Below are 24490 nucleotides of genomic sequence, written 5' to 3' on the forward strand. Positions count from 1 at the left end.
TACCCACATCATGACCGCGACGACCAAGACGGTCCGGCATTTCCTGGACATCAGCGATTTCGATACGGCCACGCTGCGCGAAATCCTGAAGCGGGGCCGGGACCTGAAGCAGACCAACGGTACCGCCCAGCATCCCCAGCCCTTCCGGGGCCTGACGCTGGCCACCATTTTCGAAAAGCCCTCCACCCGCACCCGCGTCTCGTTCGAGGTGGGGATGCGTCAGCTGGGCGGTGAGGTGATCACCCTGACGGGGCGCGAGATCCAGCTGGGCCATGGCGAGACCATCGCCGACACGGCCCGGGTGCTGTCGCGCTTCGTCAACGTCATCATGATCCGCACGGACCATGAGACCAAGGTGCATGAGATGGCGGGGGCCGCCAGCATCCCCGTCATCAACGGCCTCACCGACACCTCCCACCCCTGCCAGATCATGGCGGACATCATGACGTTCGAGGAGAAGCGCGGGCCCATCGAGGGCCGCGTCGTCTGCTGGAGTGGCGATGCCAACAACGTCTGCCAGAGTTGGATTCATGCCGCCGCCCGCTTGGGCTTCGAAATGCGCGTGGCGGCGCCGGCCAGCCTGCAGCCCACGGCCGACACCATCGCCTGGGCGGCGCGCGAAGGCGCCCGCCTGGTGGTGACCGAGGATCCCAAGGCCGCGGCCGAGGGCGCCGACATCGTGGTGACGGACACCTGGGTGTCCATGCATCACAAGGATGCGCCTGCGCGCATGGCATTGCTGGCCCCCTTCCAGGTCAACGACGCGCTGATGAAACTGGCCTCCCCCGACGCCATATTCATGCATTGCCTGCCGGCCCATCGGGAGGAGGAAGTGACCTCCTCCGTCATCGATGGTCCGCAGTCCGTCGTCTGGGACGAGGCGGAAAACCGCCTGCACGCCCAGAAGGGCATCCTGGCCTGGTGCCTGAACGCCTGATCGTTCCGGTACCGGACCCAGTGTGTCCGGCCTTGAGGTATTCCATAAGGCCCCGATCGGTTGACCCCGGTCGGGCGCCTTTGTTTTTGGGGTAAGCGACCATGACCACCGCCGCCGTTTCCACCTCCTCCCTGGTTTCCCGGGACATCGACGTGGTGCAGCCCTTCCAGCTGGACCGGTCCAACCTGCGCGGCCGCATGGTGCGCCTGGGACCCGTGCTGGACGAGATCCTGGGCCGCCACGCCTATCCGGGCCCCGTCGCCCAGATGCTGGCGGAAACGATCACGTTGGCGACGACGCTGGCGGCGGCGCTGAAGTATGAGGGCGTTTTCACCCTGCAGACCAAGGGTGATGGCCCCATCAACCTGATGGTGGCCGATGTCACCAGCGCCGGCGCCGTGCGTGGCTACGCCCAGTTCGACGAGGACAAGCTTACAGCCGCCCTTGAGGCCGCCGGCGGGGCGTCGCGCCCGTGGGCCCCGGTGCCCACCTTGCTGGGCAAGGGCTACCTGGCGTTCACCGTCGATCAGGGCGAGCACACCCAGCGTTACCAGGGCATTGTCGGCCTGGAGGGTGATCGCATGGATGATTGCGTGCGCCACTACTTCACCCAGTCGGAACAGCTGGCCACGGGCATCGTCGTCCACGCTGGCCTGTCTGATGGGGGCGACTGGGGCGGCGGCGCCATCATGCTGCAGGCCCTGCCGGATGAGGATGCCGGCAGCGTGGCGTCGGATGCCAAGCCCAGCGATCTGGAGGACGACTGGCGCCGGGCCATGGCCCTGCTGTCCACCGTCACCCCGGCCGAGGTGCTGGACCCGGCGCTGCCGGTGAACGACGTGCTGTTCCGCCTGTTCCATGAGGAAGAGGTGCGCGCCTACGACCCGCATGGTCTGGCGGCGCAGTGCCGCTGCTCGCGGGAACGGGTGGTGACGGTGCTGAAGTCCCTGCCGCGGGACGAGGTGGCGGAGCTGAAGGTGGATGGGGCCGTGGACGTCGCTTGCGAGTTCTGCAGCACCCACTACCGCTTCGACGACGCCGAGCTTGAGACCGTTTACGGCTCGGCTTCCTGAGGATGCGCCGTCGCTGGCCGGTTTCGCCCGGGCATGACGCCCACGGCGATGCCGGCCAGCACACCCGCCAGTCCCAGGGCGTGGGCCAGGGTCGGCCGCTCCCCCAGCAGGAACAGCGACGGCACCAGCACGGTGACGGGCAGCAGGCCGGTGAACAGGCCGCTGCGGCTGGCCGGGATGCGGGCCGCCCCGCGCAGCCAGAACACCACCGCCACCAGGCCGTTGCCCAGCGAGGCCCCGGCGTACAGCGCCCAGGCGCCCGGCGACAGGGCGCCCCACAGCGACTCCGGCGTCAATCCTCGCGCCGTCAGCAGGGCGAAAGGCAGGGCCAGCACCGCCGCCATCAGGTTGGCGAGGAAGGTCACGGCCAGGGGCGATACGCCCGCCAGCCGCCGGGCATAGACGTTGTACAGCCCCTCCGACACCACGGCGCCCAGGACCAGGGCGTTGCCGCGCAGGGTATCGCCGTCGCCGGCGTTCCCGCTGTGGCTCCCGTGGCTGGCCAGGTTGAGGGCGGCGATGCCGGCCATGGCCAGGGCGATGGCCGCGCCGTTCCGCAGGGTCAGCCGCTCGCGCAGGATGGCGGCGGCGCACAGGGCGGTCACGGCGGGGATGGTGCTGGTCAGGATGCCGGCGGTGGTGGCGCTGGTACCGCGCAGGCCGTACATCAGGAAGATGTTGAACAGCACCATGCCGAACAGCGACAGCAGGGCCAGGCTGGCCCAGTCGCCGCCCGTGGCCGGAAGGGCGCGGCGTCCATGGCGGATGGCCCAGGGGCTGAGCGCCAGGGCCACCAGGGCGAAACGCACGTCGGCGGCCACCAGGGGCGGCACGGCGGCCACGGCCATCTTGCTGATGGGCACGGACAGGCCGACCAGGATCATGGCGGCGGTGAGGGAGAGATAGGCGGAGCGCATGGGGGCCACTATGGGGGACAGTGTGGCCGCTCGCCACCCGCGCCGACATCCCCGGCAACATCGCTGTTGAAGCGGGGCCCGCCAGCGCTTACTTGCAGTGCCTGACTGTTTGCCTTTCCCAAGGATGACGACAATGACGACCGAAACCGCGACGCTGGCTGGTGGCTGCTTCTGGGGTATGGAAGATTTGATCCGCAAGGTGCCGGGCGTGGTGGATACCCGCGTGGGCTACATCGGCGGTGAGCTGCGGAACCCGACCTACAAGGACGTGAAGACCGGCACCACCGGCCATGCCGAAGCCATCGAGATCACCTTCGACCCGGCCAAGCTGACCTACCGCCGCCTGATCGAGTTCTTCTTCCAAATTCACGACCCGACGACCACCAACCGCCAGGGCAACGACATCGGCAGCCAGTACCGCAGCGCCATCTTCTACGCCACGCCCGAGCAGAAGGCGGCGGCTGAGGAGGTGACGGCCGAGGTTGACGCGTCGGGCCGCTGGCCCGGCAAGGTCGTCACTCAGATCGTTCCCGCCGGCACCTTCTGGGAGGCCGAGGACTATCACCAGGACTATCTGGAAAAGAACATCGGCGGCTACACCTGCCACTGGGTCCGCCCGGACTGGGTGCTGACCGGCAAGTAAGCCCGCGCCCATGTGCTGAACCGAAGAAGGGCCGTCTCCAGTCCCGGGGGCGGCCTTTTTGGCGTCAGCGCCCCATCTCCCGCCCCACGGGATAGCGCAGGTAGGCGGCGTCGCTATAGGGCGTGCGGTCGTAGAACCAGGCCAGGCGCTGGTCGGGGCTGGCGGCGAAAGCGGGGTCGGCCTTCAGCTTGGCCTCGAAGGCGGCTTTCAGGGCCGGGTCCGCGGCCAGCATGCGCTCGGCCAGCGGGGCGATGGCGTAGGGCTCGATATATTCCGTGCGCTGCAGGATTTCGGGGAAGAAGCCCCAGGCCAGGAACGACTCGGTGCTCTCCGCCTCCAGCAGTTGGCCGGCCAGGTCGCCCAGGGGCTGGTCGGTGGGCACGCGCACACTGCCCTTGGTGTAGAGCACCGTGCGGGTCTCATGCACGTACCCGGCCGTGTCCAGCATGACGTGGCCCTCGTTGCTCTCGGTGGCCAGCTTGGGCTCCGTCAGGCGCACGGTGTCCACCGTGACCTCGCGTGGCCGGTCCTGCGTTTCCATCGCCACGCCGTGCAGCCGTAGCCGCGTGATGATCTCCGGCTTGGTCGCCGGCACCCAATAGGCCTCCGGCCGCGCGACGGTGACGCTGGGGTGGTCCAGGTAGACCGGCATGCGCACCGTGGCGCCAGGCCGGCCCAACCAGCGCACCTCCACCCCGCCCGAGGCGGGGGAGATATAGTTCTCGTGCCGCATGGTCCGGAACTCCACGCTGGCGCTGGGCGTCTTCTCCGTCTCGAACGCCATGGGCAGGGTGGCGGGGCGGCGGGCGCGGTCGGACGCCACGGCCTGGCGCAGGCCGGCGCCCTGTTCCGCCAACAGGGTCAGCGACCGCTCGATCAGCACATAGGTGCCCAGCACCCGCTGGCGGTAGGGCTTCAGCGAATGGTTCTCCACCAGCACGGTGGGGATGTGCGCCAGGTTGCCGTAGCCGATGGAATAGCGCAGCGGCGTGGTGCCGCCGGCGATGCCGCCCTCCGGCTTGCGGCCGTCGGCCTCCGTCACCAGGGGGCCGGGGATGTGGCCGGCCTTGGCCAGGGCCTGGCTCACCGCCGTCTTGAAGGGGCCGGCCAGCCAGCGGTCGATGGCGGGGGAGAACAGGTCGCCGGCGGCACCCTCGTCATTGCCGAAGGTGATGTCGTAGGCATAGTCCATGCCGTCGGTGACATGGATGTCCAGGTACAGGTCGGGCTGATAGCGGTGGATCAGGCCGATCATGGCCCGCATCTCGGGCGTGTCCAGCTTGCCGTAGTCGCGGTTGAGGTTCAGGTTTTGCGCCGTGGTGCGCCAGCCCTGGTTCATGGGACCGCGCTGGTTGGGGCGGTTGTAGGCGCCGGCGCGCTCATGACCATCGACGTTGAAGACGGGCACGAACAGCAGGTTCGCCCGGTCCAGCAGGCCGTCCTTGCCCCGCTGGGTGATGTCGCGCAACAGCATCAGCCCGGCGTCCTTGCCGTCGATCTCGCCCGCATGGATGCCGGCCTGCACCAGCAGCAGGGGTTTGGTCGGATCGGGCTTGCCATCGATCAGCCCCTTGGCCGCCAGCACCGCCACCATCTCGCGTCCCTCGGGCGAGGTGCCGAAGACCTCCTGCCGCAGCAGGGGGGAGGCGGCGACCAGGCGATCGACGAAGGCGCGGGTCTCGTCATAGCTGGGCGTGGCGGTCAGACCCGTCAGCTCCGCCGGGGTGGCCCAGGGGTCCCCCGCCGGCACCACCAGCTTTTCCGAGGCGCCATGCCAGGGCGGCAGCGGCGGCAGGAAATCCGTGTCCCACGGCTCGGTCTGCTGGGGACGGTTCTCAGGACCGTTCTGGGGACCGGGCGCGGCCGCCAAAGCGGGGGCGGCGACGGACAGCATCAGGATGGCGCAGAGCGCCAGGCGATGGGAACGGGGCATGGGCGGGACTCGGGGAAGGGGCGAAGGGATGAGGTTCGACCATCACCCGGCGGGCGGGCCGCTTTCAAGAATGCTTTTGCCAGAACCCCGAAAGCGCGAAAGCCCGGCTGGACAGGCCAGCCGGGCTTTCGGATTTGGTGGAGCTAAGCGGGATCGAACCGCTGACCTCTACAATGCCATTGCATGCAACTTCCAACGAAATCAAAGGCTTGATCCGGCCAGCAAGAGCAAACGCACGCAACGTCATCAAAGGCTTAGCAGGCTATGCGTGTCACTTGCGTTCGAGACCAAAGCGCTCCAACCCCGTTCTCCTGGGCCGGCCCCAACCCTACCGCCGGTCTCTCCCCTGTCAATAGGCTACGCTGGCTGGAGCAGGTCCAGGACGCCGACCTGGGCGGAATCGTCGTCGCCGTCGCGGCGGCCCTGATTCGCTTCCACAACTCCCAAACCGGCCTGACCTGCCCCAGCCTGGAAAGCATCGTCCGCGTCGCCGGCTTCTGCGAGCGGTCGGTGCGCAAGGCCATCACCGCGCTGGTGGAAGGCGGCTTCCTGCGGGTAACCCGGCGGCAGGCCCGGTCCTCCCACTACGGCCTGGCGCTCAAACCGGCACCAGGTGCCGGTCAGGAACCGGCGGAGGCGGCAGGGGATACCCCATCCTGGAGCGCTGACCGGCAGGAGGCGCCGGCCTTACCGGCACCAGGTGCCGCCAAACAGGGGAAAGAAACCTCCTGTGCCGGCCGGGGGATTACGCCAGGGGCAACGGACCTGGAGGTGGAGCGCCTGGCCCGTCGCATCCAGCAGGCGAGCGCCACGCCCTGGCAATTGGACAACGCCCGGCGCGACGTGCTGGACGCCGTGGGGCGTGTGGGCGCCGATCTGGTCCGGGGCTTGGCGGAGCGTCTGGCGGGCCAGGGGCTGCAAGCCTGGGAAGTGAGGCGGGAGCTTGAGGGGCTGGCGGTCGCTCGCCAACGCTGCGAGGAATCGGCCGGTACGATGGCCATCGCGCGTCCCCTCGAACCCGTCGCCGCCTACGCGGTTCAGACGATGGAGGGGCTTGATGCCTCATGCCGGCTCCGATGGCATGCTCGTGCCCGGCGTGCCGGTGCGCAGGCGCCGATGTTCGAGCTGCGGGAATGGGTGCCGGCTATCGCCGACGAGTTTTTGGCCACGGAGCAACCGCGCGTTTGGGCACGGTTTCAGGGTGAGGGGAATCTGAATGAAGATGAGCGGTTTCGAGTTGAGTGATTTCAAGCCTTTCGAGGAAAGCGACTTTCTAACCGACGATCAGATGATCGCGACTTACTTGGAGCTTTGTGCGCAAGACGCGGATCTGAAGGTACTTCGGTTGGCGGTGGCCGAGGTGGTGAAGGTGCTTAGGCTGCGGCAAGCGTAGGCTACCGGCCCCCCTAACTAACACGGAGACGCAGCGGGACTTGGACGCCAACGCGGGGCCGCATCGGCTGTAGCCGATTGGCCGAACTTACGATCACCCGATCATAAAGATCGCGTGCTGACTTATTGCGCAACGTCAACACCAACGCGAACTTCATGTTGGAGGGGCGACCGCCAATGTGGCCGTTTTCGCGCGCGATATAGCTGACGTCGAAGGCGGGTTGGACTAGTGAGGACGCACGCTTGGTCTTTGTGCGGGTCAGTGTCGTTTCCCATTTCTGCGCATCGTCCCGTTGCATATGCTCAGTGGCATAAAAGTTCTTGGCGGAGAAGAAGCTTTCCGAGGCGGGTACAGTCGGCGTAATCAGCTTGCCATCCTTCTCGTATGGCGGCGGAATGCGCGTTGTATCTGGGCGGAATTGGATGTCGAGGCCGCCGCGCGTGTAGTTGATCGCGTCCTCGGGATCAACGTCGCAGTAGAAACTAAAGGTCGCTTTGATTTCTACGTTGCCAGTCAGACCGGGAGGAATGGGAAGATATAGCCGTACAGCACCAGTTGTGGGCATTTGCCGCTGGTAGACGATATGCGCCTCGTAATCGTCGCAGAGAACGAGGTCCCCCAGGCCGTGGGATAACAAACCCCATCCGATCTCGGGGCGCTTGGCGAGATCTCCAGCTGCGTGGTGGACGAGCAGTGCTTTGATGGCTGGCGCCCAGAGACCGTCAGTGAACTGGGCGCGGATACCTGTGCCGCTCCGCATGGCGATAGGTGCAGCGAAGCTGGTGCCCATTGTTCCTTGAGCGCGGGGCGGTGAGACTTCGCTAAGGGCGAGGAACGGTTGACCGTGGCATCCGCCGAATGAAACGAAGTCGGGCTTGACGTAACCCGGGCTGCGGCCGGGTCCCCAAGCGCTGTAGGGCGCGCGCTGCCAGCCCGCCATGAAGCCATCGCTAGCGCCGACGCCGAGCACATTTACGCCGTCAGATGGGGGCTGGATTCGATGCAGGCCAGTCGCTTGGTCAGCCGCGCCGTTGTTGCCGCATGCGATCGTTGCGACGGTATCACCGCCGGCGAGCAACTGGTCAAGTCGGGCGGTCCATGGGCTCACATCGTCATCGTCGATTGCATAGGATGGGCCCAGACTGATGTTGATGAAGTCGTAGCGCCGCGAAGTCAGCACGTCTTCGATTCGGTCGAGCATGGCGAAAGCTTCAAAATCATTATCGTCGCCTTCGCCATAGACGCGCCAGTGGTCAACGTTGGCGTAGGGAAGGGGTGTGGGTTGGCCTTGGGTCAACGGGCCGAACAGGAAGGCTGAGGTAACTGCAAGGCCGTGGCGTTGGCCGTCGGCTGTTGGTGCGCCGACACCGGGCGCGTCGTGCAAGGTTACCCATCGATCAAGTCCATGGTTGGCCGGCAGGCCACCATCGAAGATCGCGACGGAGAGATCAGCGGTCGCGGCATTGTCGGCGGGAAGTGGCACCGTGAAAGCGCTACCGATCGAGCGCATCATCGGATCGAAAGGGAGGATGCGCGGCGCCTCCCTGAGCGCACGCAAAAAGGTGAAGGCAAGGATGGCATCGAGCTGTTCGCGTGGTGCTCGTAGAGGCAGGAACGCGAGGCCTCCGGCGTGCCTGGCCCGTCCGATGTCACAGGAGATGCCTAGCGATTCTAGAAACTCTTGGAAAGCTAGGACGACGTAATGGTTTTTACCCGGAACATCAGGGCTATGTAATACCACCTCCATAGGAATTTCGTCGCGATCGGCAAAGCGTTCTGATAAAGTCTTCAGTCGGCTGTTACTTGGCGTGGCAATGGATTCAATTTTGCGAAAATCATCTTGCACACGCTCATCGTCTGGCATCCACTCATCGATTTGATCACCAAAGGCGATTAGCCGATCAATTTCTCCACCGAGATACAGCACGGGCGCGGGCTGTGCTTGGCCACTTTCAAGCGCTCGCGACGAGACGACGCTATCGGGCACGACATGCACGGCGCGCGAGCCTAGATGGAATAGGCCGAGTTCGCGCAGCAGATGGCCGGGATAGTAGCTCTTTGCGAGATAACTGGGGTGCAGCGTCAGCTCAATAGCTGCTTCACCTCCAGGACAAGCGAGACTGGGCAAGCCACGGAGGGTATCGCTCGCACGTCGCCACTGGGGGGCAAGGCGGCGTTGCGCATACGGAAAAGCATAAGGATGGGCCTTATCGCCCATGCCGCGCGGCGGTCGCGCGATTTCCTCGGAGAGCTTTTCACCCTGCCCAATCAGGTAGCGTGTTGCCGCCATGTTCATCCTCTCCCCTTGCGAATAGTGTCGCGCGAGATGCCGACCAATTCACTGATCCGCCGGTCGCTGTAGCCGGCCTCGCTAAGAATCTTCGCCGCCTGCTTGCGCGTTTCAGCGGTGCTGAGCCGTAGTTCACCACCAATCTGGTCCAGCAGAACCTCGACCACGTCGATTCCCATAGTTGTGGCGCGGCGTCGGGCCCATTGAACACTGCGCGTCAAATCGCTGAAGGAGCGATCCGCCCAGAGGTCGGTCAGAATAGGTAGCCACGCGTCGATTCGCTGCGCGCTGTCGCCGAACAGATCTCGTAAAGTCCTTTCGCGCAGATCTGCCGAGGGCAGGTGAAATTCTAGAACATCATCGAAGCGGCGCCAGATTGCAGGATCGAGAAGCTCGCCATGATTGGTAGCGGCGATTAACAGGCTGGTTGAGGGCCAGTCATCGATTTCCTGCAAGATCACCGTAACCAAGCGCTTTAACTCTCCAACATCGCCTTCATCATCGCGACGTTTTGCAATGGCATCGAACTCATCTAGCAAGAGAACTGACTCGACGCTCTTGGCGTACTCGAGTACGGAACGAATATTAGAGCCTGTCTTTCCCAGGTAACTGCTCATAACAGTTGCTAGATCAAGTGTAATTAATGGACGATCGAGTAAACTTGCCAGCCAGCGTGCGCTAAATGTCTTTCCAACGCCGGGTGGTCCAACAAATAATAAAGACCGTGTGGGGCCAAGGCCCTGGGCTTCGAGGGCAGTCAGGTGCGATCTCTCTTGTACGACTTGATCTATTTTAATGCGCAGCATCTCCTCAAGGATTGGCGCGTTTGGCACGAGCACCGGATATTCATTTTTAGCCAAAGCCAACCGTGAGTCTGCATCAACGGGTACGATGGCGCTTCCAAAGTCACGCAACGGTGACAAAGCGCTCGGGGCCTTTGCCAGAAGCTCTGACAGTTGCTGCGCGAGCGCCGGCTCAGCCTTTCCAAGGCGCCGGATGATCTGGCGCAGATAGGCCTGTACGTCCTGCGAGCGGCCTGCCAGCCCTAGTCGGGCCAGCTGGACTAGATTTTCATATACATTCAGCGACAAGTCCATGATTGGACAATTCCCTATATCTGCCTGCCATATCGTTATGGACTAGATATTAAGGTACGTTCGCAATCTAGTCCATAGCGGCGTGGCGGATTTTGATAGGATGCCGCCGATATGGGACCGGCCCGGCAGTAGGACGCGGCCATGCGCCAGTCTGCGCCTTTCAGGTTTTGCCGGCGGAAGATCATCGAAATTCAAGCAAACTCACGAAAAGTATAGGGAATTAAAGCCAGATAAAGGCTGATGGCAGGGCAGGATAGGTGGTGTGGGTCCACACCACCGGCTCTTACTCGCGTTGCTCGACGGCCGCCTGCTCTACGAGGTTTAGCCGGCATCCGCCGGCGGTGGTTCGATGCTTGAGTCCGTTTCCATACCAAGTTCTCAAGCTGATGCATTTTAGCCGCTAAAATCCAAACGCCAAGAACAGGTGGCGGTCGAATAAGTCGTCTCCGGTTTAGCTAAACTATAGATGTAATATCGTTGTAGATTTGGCGTTGATATTTAGTGAAATATGGAGCAATAGTGAGGTGGCGTCGGCGTGGCGGTGCCTAGTATTGGCTATTGCGAGCTAATAAGTCTTCCGGTTGCAGGCGCTATGACGCGAACTTTTGGTAAGCAGGTGGCAATCTTGATTGAGGAAATACCAAAGCTCCTTTCTGAGAAGGAAGCCGCGCAAGTTTTGGGGATTTCGGTTTGGACGTTGCGCCGTCAAAGAGTTGATGGGCGGATTGGCTATATCGAGATCGGCGGGCGGTTCAGATACACGCATCAGCATTTGGTGGACTACATTTCTCGCAGGAGCTTTACCCCATGCCCCGAAAGCGTGCCGGTCACCTCGGGCAGATCGGCGATTACTGGCTCTCCCAGCGTCCCAACAGCGATGCCTGGTGCCGCACCTGGTACGATCCCGGCACCCACCAGACGCGTCGCGCATCGCTCGGCACAGATGATCTTCAGCAAGCCCAGCTCGCCCTCGCGCAATGGGTGACGGTCAACCGCGTCATGCGGCAGGAGCCGGCGGCGGAGGTCCTGCTGGAGGACTGTCTGGTCCGGTATTGGGAGCAGGAGGGGCGGGACCTGCGCAGCGCCGACCAGACGCGAATCGCCCTGAAGAAATGGTCGGACTTCTTCGCCGGCGCCACCATCTCCGAGATCACCCACCAGCGGGTCCGGGCCTTCGTTCAGGCGCTGCGGGAAAAGGGGCTGAGCAGCGGTTATATACGCCGCGTGCTGGCCAATGGCGCGCGCGCCCTTAACCGGGCGGCACAGCATGGGGAAATCGCCTGGGCGCCGCGAATCGACCTGTCGCTGGCGCCGGAGGGGGCGCCGCGCGAGCGGGTGTTGGCCGTGGACGAGATGGCCGCGCTGTTCGCCCAGGTGGAGCATGACCACCTCGGCATGTTCCTCATGCTGGCCGTGGGCACCGCGGCGCGTCCCAACGCCCTGCTGCGCCTCACGGGCGACCAGGTGGACCTCCACCGCCGCCTGGTCCGGCTGCACCCTCCCGGGGCGCGGCAGACGAAGAAGCGCAATCCCACCCTGCCGTTGTGCGACACCCTGGCCACGCGGCTGCTGGGCCTGCCGGCGGGGCCGGTGATCAGCTATGGCGGCCGGCACGTCCGGGACATCGGGCGGGCCTTTAACCGCGCGCGTGATCGGGCGGGGCTGGGGGCGGAGGTATCGCCCTATACCTTGCGGCACACCATGGCCACGGAGCTGCGCATCCGGGGCGTTCCCGTTTGGGAGGTTGCCGGTTGGCTAGGACATAGCAGCGGGTATAGAACGACGGAGCGTTACGCAAAAGGAAACCCGGAGGCGCTGGCGGGCGCACTCCGGGCTACCGAGGCGTACTTCGTGGACTTGGCGACGCGGGTGGAACTGCCTTCGCCTTGTCCTGTCATCAACCACGGTGCGTGCGACTAGCGTGCTACCGGGTCAGCCAAAAGGGGCTGCGTTTGCGCGCAACCCCTTGAGGAAGTTGGTGGAGCTAAGCGGGATCGAACCGCTGACCTCTACAATGCCATTGTAGCGCTCTCCCAGCTGAGCTATAGCCCCGAACCTTTGAATTCGGTCCCCGCCTCTGGGGCCCATGACCTGGGCGGCGGCGGTGAGGCCGGGAATATGCGCAGATGCGGGGCGGAGATCAAGCGCGCAATTTCATCCGCGACCCTGGCATGTCTTTCAGTCATGTGACAGGGGCCGCCGCCCCAGGTGCCCCAAGTCGGTTAATGATGACGCCGGCATCGGGGAAGAAAAAGCAGGTGGCAGGGCCAGTCAATCAGGCCAAAAAACACGAAAGGCCGGCTGAGTCGTCAGCCGGCCTTTCGGATTTGGTGGAGCTAAGCGGGATCGAACCGCTGACCTCTACAATGCCATTGTAGCGCTCTCCCAGCTGAGCTATAGCCCCAAACCATTTTTAACTCGGTCCGCGCCGCCTGGGGGCTGGCGTGGTGTGGGCGGGAATATGCTCAGATGCGCCGGCCGGATCAAGAGAAAAATTCTGGATTCCAAAACTTTTTTCCGAAACGGCCAACGCCCTGAAATTCCTCAGACTTTAGCGGTCCTCGTCGCCACCTTCGACGTCGACCACTTCGCCCATGTCATCCTCGTCGCCCAGTTCCTCGGCGTCCTCCAGCAGGACGTCCTCGTCATCGTCGCCGGGCACGTCGTCGGCGGTCTCGGCTTCCTCCAGGTCATCGACCTCCAGGTCGACCTCGGCCTCTTCCAAGACCTCTTCCTTCTCCTCGTCCTCTACCTCGACGCCGGTGTCCTCGTCATCCAAGACCGGCTTCTTGGTGTCGTCGGCCAGGATGGGGCGGGCGCGGCGGGACTTCAGCAGGGCCTCAGGATCGAACACGGTCGAGCACGAGGGGCAGGTCGGCGGATTCTTCCGCATGTCGTAATAGCGGGTGCCGCAGTTCGGGCAGATCCGCTTGGTGCCCCATTCCGGTTTCGCCACGGCAATCCTCCGTCAAAAACACGCGTGACGACGGCCCGGGCCGGCCATGTCCACGCTCCATATAAAAAGGTACAGGAGCGGGCGTTTGCCATGAAGCCCGCCCCCTGTCAAACGTGAATCCATGAAGACACCCACGAAGACACCCACAAGGGGGGCTTTCATCTCATGGGGCGGTACCCGCCGGGCCTCCCCAGGCCCCAACGCCTTGCGCGGCGGCGGGGGTGGGGCCATCCTGGACGCTGTTCCGCCCCGTCACTCCAGGGACTCCAATTCCCATGTCCGCGCCCGCCTTATCCACCTGGATCTCATCCCCGGTTCCTCCGCTGGGCGGTGCCGCGGTGGTGCCGGGCGACGCCGCCATCGCGGCGCGCGCGCTGGTGCTGGCGGCGCTGGCCGTGGGGGAAAGCCGGGTGACGGGCGCGCCCGCCGGATTGGAAACACTGGCGCAGGCCCTGCGCGCGCTGGGGGCCCACCTTGAACGGATGGGCGAGGGCGCCTGGCGGATCCACGGCGTGGGCGTGGGCGGCCTGCGCCAGGCCCCGGGCCTGCTGGACGTCGGCCCCGACGGCGTGGCCTTCGCCTTGCTGGCCGGCCTCTTGTCCACGCAAGAGGGGGAAACCTTCCTCACCACCAGCCATCCCGCCGCCGCCGCTTTCCTGAAGGCGGCACTGCCGCCCCTGTCCCGCATGGGGGCGGCCTTCACCCCGGCGGGTGATGGGCTGGGGGCCGCCCACCCACCGCTGCTGGTGCGGGGCACGGCCCGGCCGGTGCCGGTGGATCACCGCCCACTGGCCCCGGTGGCGTGCGAGGTGAAGTCCGCGCTGTTGCTGGCCGCGCTCAATACCGCCGGCCGCACCACGGTGGTGGAGGATTCGCCCACCGCCGACCATACCGAACGCCTGCTGCGCCAGTTCGGCGCCGCCGTCACCGCCCGCCACCAGCCGGACGGCGCCTGGGCCGTCAGCGTCGATGGCCAGCGTGAACTGCGACCGGCCCGGGTGGCCGTGCCGGGCGACGCCTCCCTGGTGGGTGCGGCCCTGGTGGCCGCCGCCTTGCGCTCCGGCCCCGGCGTCGCGCTGTCCCACGTCGGCGTCAACGAACATCGCATCGCTCTGTTTGCCGTGCTGCGTGACATGGGGGCCGACCTGACGGCACAGGACCAGCCCGTCGGCGAGGGCGAACCCGTGGCCGACCTGCGGCTGCAGCCGCAGGCGCGGCCCTTGCGCGGGGTGGAGGTCGCGGCCGCGTCCCTCAGCGCCGCGGAACTGGCGCTGGTGGCGGTGGCGGCGTCCTGCGCCGGGGGCACGACGGTACTGCGGGAGCTGACGCCCCGCCTGGCCCGGACGGTGCCGCCCCTGGTGGCGGCCCTGGGCGCCTGCGGCGTCACGGCGTCGGCGGCGACGGATGTCCTGACCATCACCGGCGGCGGCGGGCCGCCCCGGGGCGGGGCGACGGTGGGTGTCGATGCCGATCTGGCGCCGGCCTTCCTGGCGCTGGGCACCGCCGCCGCGCATCCCGTCGCCGTGCGGGCCGACCTGGACCCGGCGGCCGCCCGGCTGCTGAACGCCCTTGGCGCCGCCATCACGCGGGGCTGAAGGGGGGCGGGGCCGGCTTGCCAGGCGGGGCGGGCGGTGTTAGGCCACCGGCCAACCCTTCTTTCCTGTTCCTTCCTGCTTGGCGAAGGCGCCCGATCCCATGACCTCTTCCTTCATCGTCGCCATCGATGGCCCCGCCGCCAGCGGCAAGGGCACGCTGGCCCGCCGCCTGGCCGCCACCCTGGGCTTCGCCCACCTGGACACGGGTGCGCTGTACCGCGCGGTGGGGTTGACGCTGTTGCGGGCCGGCCATGCGCCGGATGACGCCGCCGCCGCCATCGCGGCCGCCCAGGGCCTGGACGCCGCCACCGTGCTGCCCCTGATGAACGACCCGGCGCTGCGGCAGGACGCGGTTGCGGTCGCCGCCTCCAAGGTCTCGGTGGTACCCGAGGTGCGGGCCGCCCTGTTGGATTTCCAGCGGGATTTCGCCAACCACCCGCCTGGCGGGGCCAAAGGCGCGGTGTTGGATGGCCGTGACGTCGGCACCGTGGTCTGCCCCGACGCGCCCGCCAAGCTCTACGTGACCGCCGACGTTGCGGTCCGCGCCCAGCGCCGTTTGTCGGAGTTGCGGAATACTGGCGCTGAGGCTATATACGAGGCCGTCCTGGAGGACATGAAAGTTCGTGATGCGCGTGACAGTCAACGGGCGGTGGCACCGCTGAAGCCCGCTGTCGACGCGTTTTTGCTTGATACGTCCATGATGGATGCCGAACAGGCATTCGTCGCCGCCACGGACTTCATCCGCTCCAGACCCGCGTTTCCCGGCTTCCTTTAAAACGGACGGTTAGGCCGCGCGGCCCCCAACTCAACCCAAGTCGCCGGGCATGGTGTCCGACGCCATGGGCCAAGTTAACCTCCTGTCGGCCGGGCGTCTGCCGGGGGGTTGGAACGGGCCTGTGCTGGATCCACTCAAGGAGTTTAAATGGCCCAGGTTTCCGCCGCCAAGTCCCAAGACCGTGGGATGAAGGAAAGTTTCGCCGCCCTTCTGGAAGAGTCGCTCGGCACGAGCGAGAGCCTCGAAGGCACGGTGGTTAAGGGCACCGTTCTCAACATCGAGAACGACATGGTGCTCATCGACGTTGGTCTGAAGTCCGAAGGCCGGGTCGCGCTGAAGGAATTCGCCGTCCCCGGTCAGCCGGTTGAGCTGAAGATCGGCGACACGGTCGAGGTTTACCTCGAGCGCATGGAAGACAAGCACGGCGAAGCCATGCTGTCGCGCGAGAAGGCCAAGCGCGAAGAGGCCTGGACCCAGCTGGAGCGCGCGTTCACCGAACAGCAGCGCGTCACCGGCATCATCTTCGGCCGCGTCAAGGGCGGTTTCACGGTCGACCTGTCGGGCGCCGTGGCCTTCCTGCCGGGCAGCCAGGTGGACATCCGCCCGGTGCGCGACATCTCCCCGCTGATGGGCACCCCGCAGCCCTTCCAGATCCTGAAGATGGACCGCTCGCGCGGCAACATCGTCGTGTCGCGTCGCGCCGTTCTGGAAGAGAGCCGCGCCGAGGCCCGGTCGGAGCTGGTGGCCAACCTCAAGGAAGGCCAGGTTCTGCAGGGTGTGGTCAAGAACATCACCGACTACGGCGCGTTCGTGGATCTGGGTGGTGTCGACGGCCTGCTGCACGTCACCGACATCGCCTGGCGCCGCATCAACCACCCGTCGGAAGCCCTGCAGATCGGCCAGACCGTCACGGTCCAGGTCGTCCGCTTCAACTCCGAAACCCAGCGCATCAGCCTGGGCATGAAGCAGCTTGAGGCTGATCCGTGGGAAGGCGTGGAAGCCAAGTACCCGGTCGGCGCCAAGTTCAAGGGGCGCGTCACCAACATCACCGACTACGGCGCCTTCGTGGAGCTGGAGCCCGGCATCGAGGGTCTGGTGCACGTCTCCGAGATGTCCTGGACCAAGAAGAACGTCCACCCCGGCAAGATCGTCTCCACCTCCCAGGAGGTCGAGGTCATGGTGCTGGACGTGGATCCGCAGAAGCGCCGCATCTCCCTGGGCCTCAAGCAGTGCCTGGACAACCCATGGGAGACGTTCGTCGACAAGTTCCCGGCCGGCACCGAGCTGGAAGGCGAGGTCAAGAACATCACCGAGTTCGGTCTGTTCGTTGGTCTGCCGGGCGACATCGACGGCATGGTCCACATGTCCGACCTCGACTGGAACAAGTCGGGTGAAGAGGCCATCCAGGACTACAAGAAGGGCGATCACGTCCGCGTGAAGGTCCTGGACGTCGACGTGGAAAAGGAACGCATCAGCCTGGGCATCAAGCAGCTGGCCAGCGATCCGTTCGAAGCCACCGTCGCCGGCGTCAAGAAGAACGACGTCGTCACCTGCACCGTCACCGCCATCACCGAGGGCGGCATCGAGGTGTCGGTCGTCGACGGCTTCACCGGCTTCATCCGCAAGTCCGACCTGTCGCGTGAGCGTTCCGAGCAGCGCCCGGACCGTTTCGCCGTCGGCGAGAAGGTCGACGCCAAGGTCACGCAGATCGATCGCGCCAGCCGCAAGATCGGCCTGTCGATCAAGGCGAAGGAAGTCGAGGAAGAGAAGCAGGCGATGGCCGAGTTCGGTTCGTCCGACTCGGGCGCCTCGCTGGGCGACATCCTGGGCGCCGCGCTGAAGCGCGCCCAGAAGGACAAGGACGAGGCCTGAGATTTGGTCCGTCAGGACTGAGTCTCGGGACCCAGCCGGGTCTTGAATGAGAAAGGGCCGTTCCCGGGCAACCGGGGGCGGCCTTTTTCTTTGGGGGCCATTCCGCCGGATGGCTCGACCGGATGGGGGACATGCCTCCGAAAGGCTGAGCCCGTTCGGTGGGGGAAAAGAGCGGCTTGACCAGCGATAATGCAAGAGTATGAAGACCTTACCCTTGCCAGGACGGGTCCGCTCCGGCACAGTTGCGATAGGACGGGCGGCGACGGAGGCCGTGACCCCGACCCCAGCGGATCTCGGCCGAGGCCGGTCACCAGGGGAAGCGGGACGCGGTATCGGAACCCGCTAGGCATGGGTGGATGTACACCCAGGCCGCCGGCCTGCCGGGAGGCACCAACGACACGATAAAGATAGCGGTCCCGCGAGACCGGGACCGATTGCCCAAGGGGGAATTGCCGATGACCAAGTCGGAACTCATCATGCGGCTGGCGGAACTCAATCCGCACCTCTACCAGCGCGATGTGGAAAAGATCGTCACCACCATTTTCGACGAGATCACCGAGGCCCTGGCCCGGGGTGACCGGGTGGAGCTGCGCGGCTTCGGCGCCTTCTCCGTGAAGCGGCGTGACGCCCGCACCGGCCGCAACCCCCGCACGGGCCAGGCGGTGGACGTGGATGAGAAGTTCATTCCCTTCTTCAAGACGGGCAAGCAGCTGCGTGAGCAGTTGAACACCGACTGATAGCCCCCATCTGAGGGACCCGGCCCCGGCGGTTCCGTCGGGGCCTTCTCAGCGCCGCCCCCAGGGGCCGCCCCATCCGGGGGTGGTCCGAGGCGGCCGTTGCCAGTGGAGCGGCCAGTGCTGCGTTACCTTTCCTGGATCGTGTCCATACCGCTGGCCCTCGTCGCCATCGACTTCGCCATCGTGAATGAGGAGTTGGTGCGCCTGACGCTGTGGCCGCTGGACGGCGCGGTGGTGGCGCCTTCCTTCGCGGTGGTGTTCGTGTCCCTGCTGGTGGGCTTCCTCGCCGGCGGTCTGATCTCCTGGCTGTCGGCCGGCAAGCACCGCCGGGCCCTGCGCAAGGAGCGGGCGCGGGGCGACCAGCTGCAGCGCGACCTGGACGCGGCCCGGCTGCACGCCGCCGATTTGGAAAAGCGCATCGCCGCCGCCGACCGGGCCGCGGGCGCGGCGGCCGCCCCGCCGTCCGATATGCGGGTGATGTCGCTGCGCTAGTTCGGCTTGCCCTCATGCGCCGGGCGCGGCCATCCGGCCGCTTGGCTTCCTCCTTTTCCAGTCCGCTGTCGCTTCCCGGAAAACTGCGGCGGATGCGGTCGCATCCTACAGCGGCATGTCATACCGCCAGTTCCACGCATGGCGGTCCTTAGCGGACCGCCTTTTGCTTTTCCGCCGCCGCCTTCTCATCCGTCAGGCGCTTGTCTAGGCGGGCCGTCACCGCCTCGCCATAGCGACGGCAGGCGGTTTCATCCACCAGGGGCAGGGTGGCGTTGGGGCCCAGGCGCTTCCACATCTGCGAGGCGTCGGGATGGGGTGTCAGCAGGATGTCGCAGGGCAGGGCCGCCATGGTGGCGATGGCCTGGCGGAAGCTGGCCAGCACGCCGGGGTGCGCCGCCTCGTCCGAATAGCGGTAAACGTCGTCGGTGTAGGCGCTGAGGCTGTCGGCGTAGACCATATGATGGCAGCGCCCATCCTGGCAGCTGTCCCAGGTCCAGGTGGTGGCGCCCGGCGTGTGGCCCGGCGTGGCGTGGGCCGTCAGGCGGATGGGCCCCAGGGTCACCTCCTCCCCATCCTTCAGGCGCTTCACATGCGGGATGGCGGGGAAGGCCTCGATGCTCAGGTACTGCGGGTCGCCCCGGTCGCCCTTGCCATGCTCCAGCGCGCCGGCCGCGGCCGACAGGGCCATGACCGTGGCGCCCGAGTCCCGCCGCAGCTGGGCGATGCCGCCGGCGTGGTCCAGATGCTCATGGCTGTTCAGGATGATGCGCACATCCTCCACCTTGAAACCCAGGGCGCGGATGTTGGCCTCGATCAGCGGCGCCGCCTTCTCCGTGGCGCCGTCGATCAGCACATGCCCTTGGGGCGAGGTGATGAGGATGGAGGACAGGCCGCAGGTGCCGACATACCAGGTGTCGGCATAGATGCGCAGCGGCGCCGCCGGCATGTTCCAGTCCGCCCCTTCCGGGCAGGCCGCCGCCGGCCGCTGGGCCGGCGCGGGGTCGGTGGCGGCAAGCGCGGGGGCGGCGACGCCGCACAGCAGAAGGGCGGCGAGGGCGAAAAACCGGGGCATGGGGGCGGTCCGCAGGCTGGAGGGGAAACTTCCGCGTGTGTGATCGCCAATTCTGGCCAAAAAAGGGCCGCAGGGCCATGGGCGCCGCACCGGATGGTGGCGTTCGCCGCAACCGAGGCGGATGTCGGCGGAACCGTTACCGGGGCCGGCGCTTGCGACCGCGCCAATCGGGCTTGCGGGCACCTTCGGCGGACGGCCGGTTGGCGGCGGCCTTGGGCGGGCGGTTGCCGCGCACGGCGCGGTAGCGGGCCACCAGGGCGATGAAGGGCGCGCGCAACCGTTCCACCAGCGTGTCATCCCCCTCCAGCTTGGCCAGGGCGAAGGCGCCGGCCTCCAGCGTCGACACGCTTTCCCGCCGCGGCTCGCGGCGCAGGTTGCCGTAGGCGGAGACGAAATCGGGATGGATGATCAGGCGGCGCAGCTTCAACAGCCAGGCGTTGCGCCACCACAGGGCCTTGGCCTGGGACCACGACCCGTCCAGCAGGATGATGCCCTCCAGGTCGGCCAGCGCGGTGGGGTCATCCACCGTCTGGCCCTTCTTGTCCACCAGGCGCAGGGTGCCGGGCGGGGTGGCGACGGCGTCGTCGCCCGAGCCCATGTACAGCACGGCCCAGCGGCGCGGATCGGCCTCACGGCCCCCCTTCTCCGTGCCCAGCGCCTTGGCCAGGTTGGGCCAGGACAGGCCCACCTTCAGCCGGCCGCGCGCCAGGCCCAGGGTCAACAGCCGGGCGCTGCCCAGCTCCACGTCCTGTTCCTGGGGATGCTGCAGCACCAGCACCTCCAGCCGGGTCTCGATGGGCGTGATGCCCTCGCAAACGCAAAGATCCAGGGGCTTGGCGCAGCGGGGGCAGGCGGCCGCGCCTTCGGCGGGGGCCTGGGGGGCGGCGTCTTCCGCCGGCGGCACGGTGTCGTCGGTCATCTCAACCAGCACTCTCTTCCATGAAACGGGCCATGCGCAGGGGCGTCGGGTTCCGCGCCATGGTGTCTTCCTTTCCGCAGCCGCCTTCCGGCCTAGGGACTATCATCGCGGCGATGATGGGGTTAAGTCGCCTGCGACGATGGCGCCGCAGCGCCGGGGCTTGACGGTGGGGCCGACAAGCGTTGACGTGGACCCGGCGGGGCCTTCCCGTCAAGATTCTAGCACAGCCTACCCCGGTAAAGAGCCATGGCCACCGTCACCGTCCTGCCCCGCCGCTTCACCTCCCCGCCCACGCTGGAGGAGATCGAACGCCTGGCCACCGACGCCATCGCGTCCATTCCGCCCGAACTGCGGGTGCACATGGGCAATCTGGTGGTCCATGTGGCGGAATTCCCGGATGAGGAGACGGAGCGGGAGATGGGGCTGGAAACCCCGTTCGACATCCTGGGTCTCTACCGTGGTGTCTCCCTGCCCCAGCGTGGCGCCAACGACGCCAGCCACGGGCCGGACATGATCTTCCTCTACCGCCGGCCGCTGCTGGACTATTGGTGCGAGACGGGGGAGGATCTGGGCGATCTGGTGCTGAACGTGATGATCCATGAGATCGGCCACCATTTCGGCTTCACCGACGACGACATGTACGGCATCGAGGCCAACGATCCCTGAGTTCGGGGGACCGGGACGGGGGGGTGGCACCGATATAAGAAACGAGGGGCCGGCGACCTGGGCGCCGCCGGCCGAAAGATGGGAGATGGGGTTATGGCGACCTTCGTGTGGACCGGCCTGGTCACGCTTTTGGCGTTGTTCGTCTATTTCTGGACCATCGGCCAGGTCAGCCGGGCGCGCACCCGGCATGGGGTGGAGGCGCCGTCGGTGGACGGCCCGCCGGCTTTCCAGCGGGTGCTGCGCGTGCAGGTGAACACGCTGGAACAGATCGTGCTGTTCCTGCCCGGCCTGTGGCTGTTCGCCAACATCTGGGGCGACCACCAGGCGGCGGTGATCGGCCTGGCCTGGCCCATCGGCCGCGTGCTGTACGCCGTGACCTACTACGCCGATGCCAAGAAGCGCGCGGCCGGCTTCGGCCTGGCCCTCTTCGGGACATCGGTGCTGCTGGTCGGCAGCCTCATCGGCCTGGTGCGCTACCTGCTGGGGATTTGAGCCCGGCGCCCGGCGTCTGAGGGCACCTAAAACTAGCTCCCCGCCTGCAGGGTGGCGTCGCCCAAGCGGTAGTACAGGCCGTTGTCGTCATCGCCCACCATGTGCAGCGTGCCCGTCAGGGTGATGGGCTCGTTGGTCATGGCGATGGGGGCGCTGGTCTTCACCTCCATCAGGTCGGCGGGGCCGGGCGGCGGACAGAAGGGGCAGCTGGGCGCCATGGCGCTCAGCAGGAAATGACCGGACTTCTCCTTCTGCTCCAGCGGGATGATGAAGCCGGCGATGGTCAGGGGCTTGCCCTCCAGCGCCTGGACCTCCGGCCCGAAGGCGGCGCGCACGCGCAGCAGGCCGTTGTCCATGCTGTGCACTTCCTTGACGTCGGCCAGCTTGTCCCAGCCCAGGGTGGCCTTGGGGATGTTGGCCTGCACGGATGCCGCCGTGCCCGGCGCCGGCGCCGTGGGCGCGGCCGATGCCACCTTCTTGTCCGCCGCCAGGGCGGGGGCCCCGGTGACGATGACCGCCATCATCAGGGCGGCGGCGATCCAGCGCTTGTCCTGAACCGTCATGGCGAAATCCTTTCCTCGCAACAACTGCCTTTTGTCTTCCTGGGCCCCAATCATGGCCGATCGAAGGCCTTTGCCATCCGCGCCCACTCCAGGCCCGGCATCACCCGCGGGACAGCACCGCCGACACGTCCGTGCGATAGGCCTGGATGGCCGGGACCAGGGCGGCCAGCACCGACAGGCCGGCCGCCAGAAGCAGAAGATAGGGCTCCGTGGCCGGAAACTGGAGTCCCGTGATGCCCATGTCCCGCGCCTGGGGCACCAGGCGGCCCGCCAGCTCCACCGCGCCGTGGCCCAAGGCCAGGCCCAGCATTGTGCCGGCGGCCCCCATGGCCAGCGCCTCGGTCAGCAGCAGGCAGGAGATCCGGGCGCGGGTGGCGCCCAGGGCGCGCATGACCGCCAGGTCGTACCGCCGCGCCTGGGTGGCGTTGTAGAGTGCCACGAAGATGCTGAGCGCGGAGGAGGCGACCAGCAGCAGGCCGAAGCCGCGCACCGTGTCCGTGCCGACGCCCACCAGGGACAGCAGCCGCGTCATCTCGGCCGCCGGCGAGGCCGCCTGCAGGACGCTGCCGGTGTTGATGCGCCGGGGCAGCAGGGCGGCCGCGATGGGGGACCGGTAGCGCAGCAGGACGGAGGTCACCTCGCGCTCGGGTGCTTGCCGGGCCGGCTGGGCACCCTCCGCCAAATGGTCATGCGCCTCATGCGCGTCGTCGGGATGATGGTGGTGGGCATCGTGCACCGCCCACACGCTGTCGATGGGGGTCAGCACCAGGCGGTCGACCACGCCGCCGGTGGGGGCCAGGATGCCCACCACGGTGTAGGGCATGCCCTCATGCGCCGCCCCGCCGGCCGACAGTCCGTGGTTGCCGTTGAACTGGGCGCCCACCTTCAGGCCGGCGGCCCGGGCCACCTGGGCGCCCACCGTCGCCTCCATGGGCGCCTGCCACAGCCGGCCCGTCGCCACCTGGGCATGGCGCAGGGCGACGAAGGCCGGCTCGGTGCCGACGATGCGGTATCCCCGGAAACTGTCGCCCAGGGCCAGGGGGACGGCCTGGGCCACCAGCGGGTCGGCCGCCAGCGCCTGCGCCTGCGACAGCGGGATGTTCCCGGTGGGGATGTCGATCTGGTACAGCGCCGACAGGATCAACTGCAGCGGGCTGCCCTTGGCGCCCACCACCAGGTCGACACCGGCGGCATCCTTGGCCAGGCGGTCCTGCACCTGCGTGCCCACCAGGATCAGCACGACGATGGTGCCGGTGCCCAGCGCCAGCAGCGCCACGTTGAGCGCGGTGGTGAGGGCCGAGCGCTTCAGATACGCCCAGGCCAAGCCAAGGGTGTTCATGCGGCGTGACCTTCCACGGGAGCCCGCCCGCCCGGGACGCTCAATTTCGGCAGTTCCAGCCGGCCGGGTATCCGGGCGCGGGTGCGCTCGTCATGGGTCGCCACCAGCAGGGTGGCGCCGCAGATCTCCGCCTGTTCCAGCAGCAGGTCCAGGACCAGCCCGCAATTCTCGTCATCCAGGGCGGAGGTCGGCTCATCCGCCAGGATCAGCTTCGGCCCCGTCACGACGGCGCGGGCGATGGCCACGCGCTGCTTCTCCCCCTGGCTCAGGTGTTCCGGCTTGGCGGCCAGGCGCTTGCTCAGGCCCACGCGGTCCAGCGCCCGGGCCACGGCCCCGGCGTCGCGCGGCAGGCCGGCCAGCCAGCGCGCCAGATGCAGGTTCTGGCCCACATCCAACGCCGCCACCAGGTGCAGGGTCTGGAAGACGATGCCGATCAGGCGTCCGCGCAGATGGTCGCGGGCGGCGGCGTCCAAGTCCCACACCGCCTGGCCATCCAGCAGGATACGCCCCTGGTCCGGCCGCTTCAGCCCGGCCAGGGCATGGATCAGGGTGGTTTTGCCGCTGCCGCTGGGGCCCAGCAGCAGGCAGTGCCCGCCGGGCCCGACCGACCAGTGCGGAATGTCCAACACCGGCCTGCCCGCGATGGCGTGACGCAGGCCGGTGACGTCGATAAGGGGCATGGGACCGTATCCTGCCGCGTTGCCGTACCCCGGCGGCTGCCACCGGCGG

General features: G+C 66.8%; 23 protein-coding genes, 2 tRNA genes and 1 pseudogene. 14 read left to right on the plus strand and 12 right to left on the minus strand.

Annotated elements, in window-relative coordinates; genetic code table 11:
- The first annotated feature begins 10 nt into the window (after positions 1-10).
- Both argF and hslO read left to right on the plus strand, forming a co-directional pair.
- Positions 11-937 (plus strand): ornithine carbamoyltransferase, encoded by a 927-nt coding sequence (gene argF, locus UAJ10_RS12585; RefSeq protein WP_322915670.1) that lies wholly within the window; start codon positions 11-13, stop codon positions 935-937.
- 101 nt (positions 938-1038) lie between these two features.
- Entirely contained in the window at positions 1039-2010 is a 972-nt protein-coding gene (gene hslO, locus UAJ10_RS12590; RefSeq protein WP_322915671.1) for an Hsp33 family molecular chaperone HslO, read from the plus strand.
- On the opposite strand, the gene UAJ10_RS12595 is transcribed toward hslO, so the two are convergent.
- Positions 1992-2927, minus strand: coding sequence for a DMT family transporter (locus UAJ10_RS12595; RefSeq protein ID WP_322915672.1), 936 nt, complete (start codon positions 2925-2927; stop codon positions 1992-1994). The two genes, hslO and UAJ10_RS12595, sit on opposite strands and share 19 nt — an antisense overlap.
- A gap of 133 nt (positions 2928-3060) precedes the next feature.
- On the opposite strand from UAJ10_RS12595, the gene msrA reads away from it, so the two are divergent.
- Positions 3061-3570 carry a peptide-methionine (S)-S-oxide reductase MsrA gene (msrA, locus tag UAJ10_RS12600; RefSeq protein ID WP_322915673.1) on the plus strand — a complete coding sequence of 170 codons (510 nt, stop codon included), beginning with the start codon at positions 3061-3063 and terminating at the stop codon, positions 3568-3570.
- Positions 3571-3634: 64 nt separating this feature from the next.
- On the opposite strand, the gene UAJ10_RS12605 is transcribed toward msrA, so the two are convergent.
- On the minus strand, positions 3635-5503 hold the full coding sequence (locus tag UAJ10_RS12605; protein ID WP_322915674.1) for a M14 family metallopeptidase: 1869 nt from the start codon (positions 5501-5503) through the stop codon (positions 3635-3637).
- A 264-nt stretch (positions 5504-5767) separates the two neighbouring features.
- Between UAJ10_RS12605 and UAJ10_RS12610 the strand changes: the two genes are divergently transcribed.
- Positions 5768-6748 carry a hypothetical protein gene (locus tag UAJ10_RS12610; protein WP_322915675.1) on the plus strand — a complete coding sequence of 327 codons (981 nt, stop codon included), beginning with the start codon at positions 5768-5770 and terminating at the stop codon, positions 6746-6748.
- A complete protein-coding gene (locus UAJ10_RS12615; RefSeq protein ID WP_322915676.1) occupies positions 6726-6896 on the plus strand; it encodes a hypothetical protein in 171 nt (56 codons plus the stop codon). The genes UAJ10_RS12610 and UAJ10_RS12615 overlap by 23 nt, the downstream gene beginning before the upstream one ends.
- A 13-nt stretch (positions 6897-6909) precedes the next feature.
- On the opposite strand, the gene UAJ10_RS12620 is transcribed toward UAJ10_RS12615, so the two are convergent.
- Together UAJ10_RS12620 and UAJ10_RS12625 are read right to left on the minus strand one after the other, a co-directional pair.
- Positions 6910-9192 carry a S8 family peptidase gene (locus UAJ10_RS12620; RefSeq protein ID WP_322915677.1) on the minus strand — a complete coding sequence of 761 codons (2283 nt, stop codon included), beginning with the start codon at positions 9190-9192 and terminating at the stop codon, positions 6910-6912.
- A complete protein-coding gene (locus UAJ10_RS12625) occupies positions 9189-10283 on the minus strand; it encodes an AAA family ATPase (RefSeq protein WP_322915678.1) in 1095 nt (364 codons plus the stop codon). Before UAJ10_RS12625 ends, UAJ10_RS12620 begins: the two co-directional genes overlap by 4 nt.
- 592 nt (positions 10284-10875) lie before the next feature.
- Between UAJ10_RS12625 and UAJ10_RS29880 the strand changes: the two are divergent.
- Positions 10876-11067, plus strand: a pseudogene (locus UAJ10_RS29880) (helix-turn-helix domain-containing protein); the annotation flags it as partial.
- A 23-nt stretch (positions 11068-11090) separates the two neighbouring features.
- On the plus strand, positions 11091-12203 hold the full coding sequence (locus tag UAJ10_RS12630; RefSeq protein WP_322915679.1) for a tyrosine-type recombinase/integrase: 1113 nt from the start codon (positions 11091-11093) through the stop codon (positions 12201-12203).
- Positions 12204-12259: 56 nt separating this feature from the next.
- On the opposite strand, the gene UAJ10_RS12635 is transcribed toward UAJ10_RS12630, so the two are convergent.
- From UAJ10_RS12635 to UAJ10_RS12645, 3 genes are all read right to left on the minus strand, one after another.
- Positions 12260-12335 (minus strand) — tRNA-Ala (locus UAJ10_RS12635).
- A gap of 276 nt (positions 12336-12611) precedes the next feature.
- Positions 12612-12687 (minus strand) — tRNA-Ala (locus UAJ10_RS12640).
- A 147-nt stretch (positions 12688-12834) separates the two neighbouring features.
- On the minus strand, positions 12835-13239 hold the full coding sequence (locus UAJ10_RS12645) for a TIGR02300 family protein (RefSeq protein ID WP_322915680.1): 405 nt from the start codon (positions 13237-13239) through the stop codon (positions 12835-12837).
- Positions 13240-13514: 275 nt separating this feature from the next.
- Between UAJ10_RS12645 and UAJ10_RS12650 the strand changes: the two genes are divergently transcribed.
- From UAJ10_RS12650 to UAJ10_RS12670, 5 genes are all read left to right on the plus strand, one after another.
- A complete protein-coding gene (locus UAJ10_RS12650; protein ID WP_322915681.1) occupies positions 13515-14834 on the plus strand; it encodes a 3-phosphoshikimate 1-carboxyvinyltransferase in 1320 nt (439 codons plus the stop codon).
- Positions 14835-14934: 100 nt separating this feature from the next.
- The gene (cmk, locus tag UAJ10_RS12655) at positions 14935-15609 is read left to right on the plus strand and encodes a (d)CMP kinase (RefSeq protein WP_322915682.1); all 675 of its coding nucleotides are present in this window, start codon (positions 14935-14937) and stop codon (positions 15607-15609) included.
- 147 nt (positions 15610-15756) lie between these two features.
- On the plus strand, positions 15757-17481 hold the full coding sequence (rpsA, locus tag UAJ10_RS12660) for a 30S ribosomal protein S1 (RefSeq protein ID WP_004272478.1): 1725 nt from the start codon (positions 15757-15759) through the stop codon (positions 17479-17481).
- A 455-nt stretch (positions 17482-17936) separates the two neighbouring features.
- Positions 17937-18218, plus strand: a complete 282-nt coding sequence (gene ihfB / locus UAJ10_RS12665) for an integration host factor subunit beta (protein ID WP_040845205.1) — start codon at positions 17937-17939, stop codon at positions 18216-18218.
- 117 nt (positions 18219-18335) lie between these two features.
- Positions 18336-18710, plus strand: a complete 375-nt coding sequence (locus UAJ10_RS12670) for a LapA family protein (protein WP_322915683.1) — start codon at positions 18336-18338, stop codon at positions 18708-18710.
- A 148-nt stretch (positions 18711-18858) separates the two neighbouring features.
- Here UAJ10_RS12670 and bla read toward each other — a convergent pair whose 3' ends face one another.
- Both bla and UAJ10_RS12680 read right to left on the minus strand, forming a co-directional pair.
- Positions 18859-19782, minus strand: coding sequence for a subclass B3 metallo-beta-lactamase (gene bla, locus UAJ10_RS12675; RefSeq protein ID WP_322915684.1), 924 nt, complete (start codon positions 19780-19782; stop codon positions 18859-18861).
- A gap of 136 nt (positions 19783-19918) precedes the next feature.
- Entirely contained in the window at positions 19919-20701 is a 783-nt protein-coding gene (locus UAJ10_RS12680) for a tRNA-uridine aminocarboxypropyltransferase (protein WP_322915685.1), read from the minus strand.
- Positions 20702-20947: 246 nt separating this feature from the next.
- Here UAJ10_RS12680 and UAJ10_RS12685 point away from each other — a divergent pair, with 246 nt between their 5' ends.
- Positions 20948-21367: a metallopeptidase family protein gene (locus UAJ10_RS12685; protein WP_145611001.1), complete on the plus strand. Its 420-nt coding sequence runs from the start codon at positions 20948-20950 to the stop codon at positions 21365-21367.
- Positions 21368-21460: 93 nt separating this feature from the next.
- Positions 21461-21859 carry an MAPEG family protein gene (locus UAJ10_RS12690; protein WP_322915686.1) on the plus strand — a complete coding sequence of 133 codons (399 nt, stop codon included), beginning with the start codon at positions 21461-21463 and terminating at the stop codon, positions 21857-21859.
- A 32-nt stretch (positions 21860-21891) separates the two neighbouring features.
- Here UAJ10_RS12690 and UAJ10_RS12695 read toward each other — a convergent pair whose 3' ends face one another.
- The 3 genes from UAJ10_RS12695 to UAJ10_RS12705 form a co-directional block, all read right to left on the minus strand.
- Complete coding sequence (locus UAJ10_RS12695) at positions 21892-22422, minus strand: DUF3299 domain-containing protein (RefSeq protein WP_322915687.1); 531 nt, start codon at positions 22420-22422, stop codon at positions 21892-21894.
- A 100-nt stretch (positions 22423-22522) separates the two neighbouring features.
- Positions 22523-23761: an ABC transporter permease gene (locus tag UAJ10_RS12700; RefSeq protein WP_322915688.1), complete on the minus strand. Its 1239-nt coding sequence runs from the start codon at positions 23759-23761 to the stop codon at positions 22523-22525.
- Entirely contained in the window at positions 23758-24441 is a 684-nt protein-coding gene (locus tag UAJ10_RS12705; RefSeq protein WP_322915689.1) for an ABC transporter ATP-binding protein, read from the minus strand. The genes UAJ10_RS12700 and UAJ10_RS12705 overlap by 4 nt, the downstream gene beginning before the upstream one ends.
- Between the last annotated feature and the right edge of the window lie 49 nt (positions 24442-24490).

Source organism: Nitrospirillum guaranorum, from assembly GCF_034653275.1.
GTDB lineage: Bacteria > Pseudomonadota > Alphaproteobacteria > Azospirillales > Azospirillaceae > Nitrospirillum.

Excerpts from the sequence above, each read along its gene's own strand:
- argF (WP_322915670.1), top strand. The coding sequence starts at position 11 with ATGACCGCGACGACCAAGACGGTCCGGCATTTCCTGGACATCAGCGAT.
- hslO (WP_322915671.1), top strand. The coding sequence starts at position 1,039 with ATGACCACCGCCGCCGTTTCCACCTCCTCCCTGGTTTCCCGGGACATC.
- UAJ10_RS12595 (WP_322915672.1), bottom strand. The coding sequence starts at position 2,927 with ATGCGCTCCGCCTATCTCTCCCTCACCGCCGCCATGATCCTGGTCGGC.
- msrA (WP_322915673.1), top strand. The coding sequence starts at position 3,061 with ATGACGACCGAAACCGCGACGCTGGCTGGTGGCTGCTTCTGGGGTATG.
- UAJ10_RS12605 (WP_322915674.1), bottom strand. The coding sequence starts at position 5,503 with ATGCCCCGTTCCCATCGCCTGGCGCTCTGCGCCATCCTGATGCTGTCC.
- UAJ10_RS12610 (WP_322915675.1), top strand. The coding sequence starts at position 5,768 with ATGCGTGTCACTTGCGTTCGAGACCAAAGCGCTCCAACCCCGTTCTCC.
- UAJ10_RS12615 (WP_322915676.1), top strand. The coding sequence starts at position 6,726 with ATGAGCGGTTTCGAGTTGAGTGATTTCAAGCCTTTCGAGGAAAGCGAC.
- UAJ10_RS12620 (WP_322915677.1), bottom strand. The coding sequence starts at position 9,192 with ATGAACATGGCGGCAACACGCTACCTGATTGGGCAGGGTGAAAAGCTC.
- UAJ10_RS12625 (WP_322915678.1), bottom strand. The coding sequence starts at position 10,283 with ATGGACTTGTCGCTGAATGTATATGAAAATCTAGTCCAGCTGGCCCGA.
- UAJ10_RS12630 (WP_322915679.1), top strand. The coding sequence starts at position 11,091 with ATGCCCCGAAAGCGTGCCGGTCACCTCGGGCAGATCGGCGATTACTGG.
- UAJ10_RS12650 (WP_322915681.1), top strand. The coding sequence starts at position 13,515 with ATGTCCGCGCCCGCCTTATCCACCTGGATCTCATCCCCGGTTCCTCCG.
- cmk (WP_322915682.1), top strand. The coding sequence starts at position 14,935 with ATGACCTCTTCCTTCATCGTCGCCATCGATGGCCCCGCCGCCAGCGGC.
- rpsA (WP_004272478.1), top strand. The coding sequence starts at position 15,757 with ATGGCCCAGGTTTCCGCCGCCAAGTCCCAAGACCGTGGGATGAAGGAA.
- ihfB (WP_040845205.1), top strand. The coding sequence starts at position 17,937 with ATGACCAAGTCGGAACTCATCATGCGGCTGGCGGAACTCAATCCGCAC.
- bla (WP_322915684.1), bottom strand. The coding sequence starts at position 19,782 with ATGCCCCGGTTTTTCGCCCTCGCCGCCCTTCTGCTGTGCGGCGTCGCC.
- UAJ10_RS12680 (WP_322915685.1), bottom strand. The coding sequence starts at position 20,701 with ATGACCGACGACACCGTGCCGCCGGCGGAAGACGCCGCCCCCCAGGCC.
- UAJ10_RS12685 (WP_145611001.1), top strand. The coding sequence starts at position 20,948 with ATGGCCACCGTCACCGTCCTGCCCCGCCGCTTCACCTCCCCGCCCACG.
- UAJ10_RS12690 (WP_322915686.1), top strand. The coding sequence starts at position 21,461 with ATGGCGACCTTCGTGTGGACCGGCCTGGTCACGCTTTTGGCGTTGTTC.
- UAJ10_RS12695 (WP_322915687.1), bottom strand. The coding sequence starts at position 22,422 with ATGACGGTTCAGGACAAGCGCTGGATCGCCGCCGCCCTGATGATGGCG.
- UAJ10_RS12700 (WP_322915688.1), bottom strand. The coding sequence starts at position 23,761 with ATGAACACCCTTGGCTTGGCCTGGGCGTATCTGAAGCGCTCGGCCCTC.
- UAJ10_RS12705 (WP_322915689.1), bottom strand. The coding sequence starts at position 24,441 with ATGCCCCTTATCGACGTCACCGGCCTGCGTCACGCCATCGCGGGCAGG.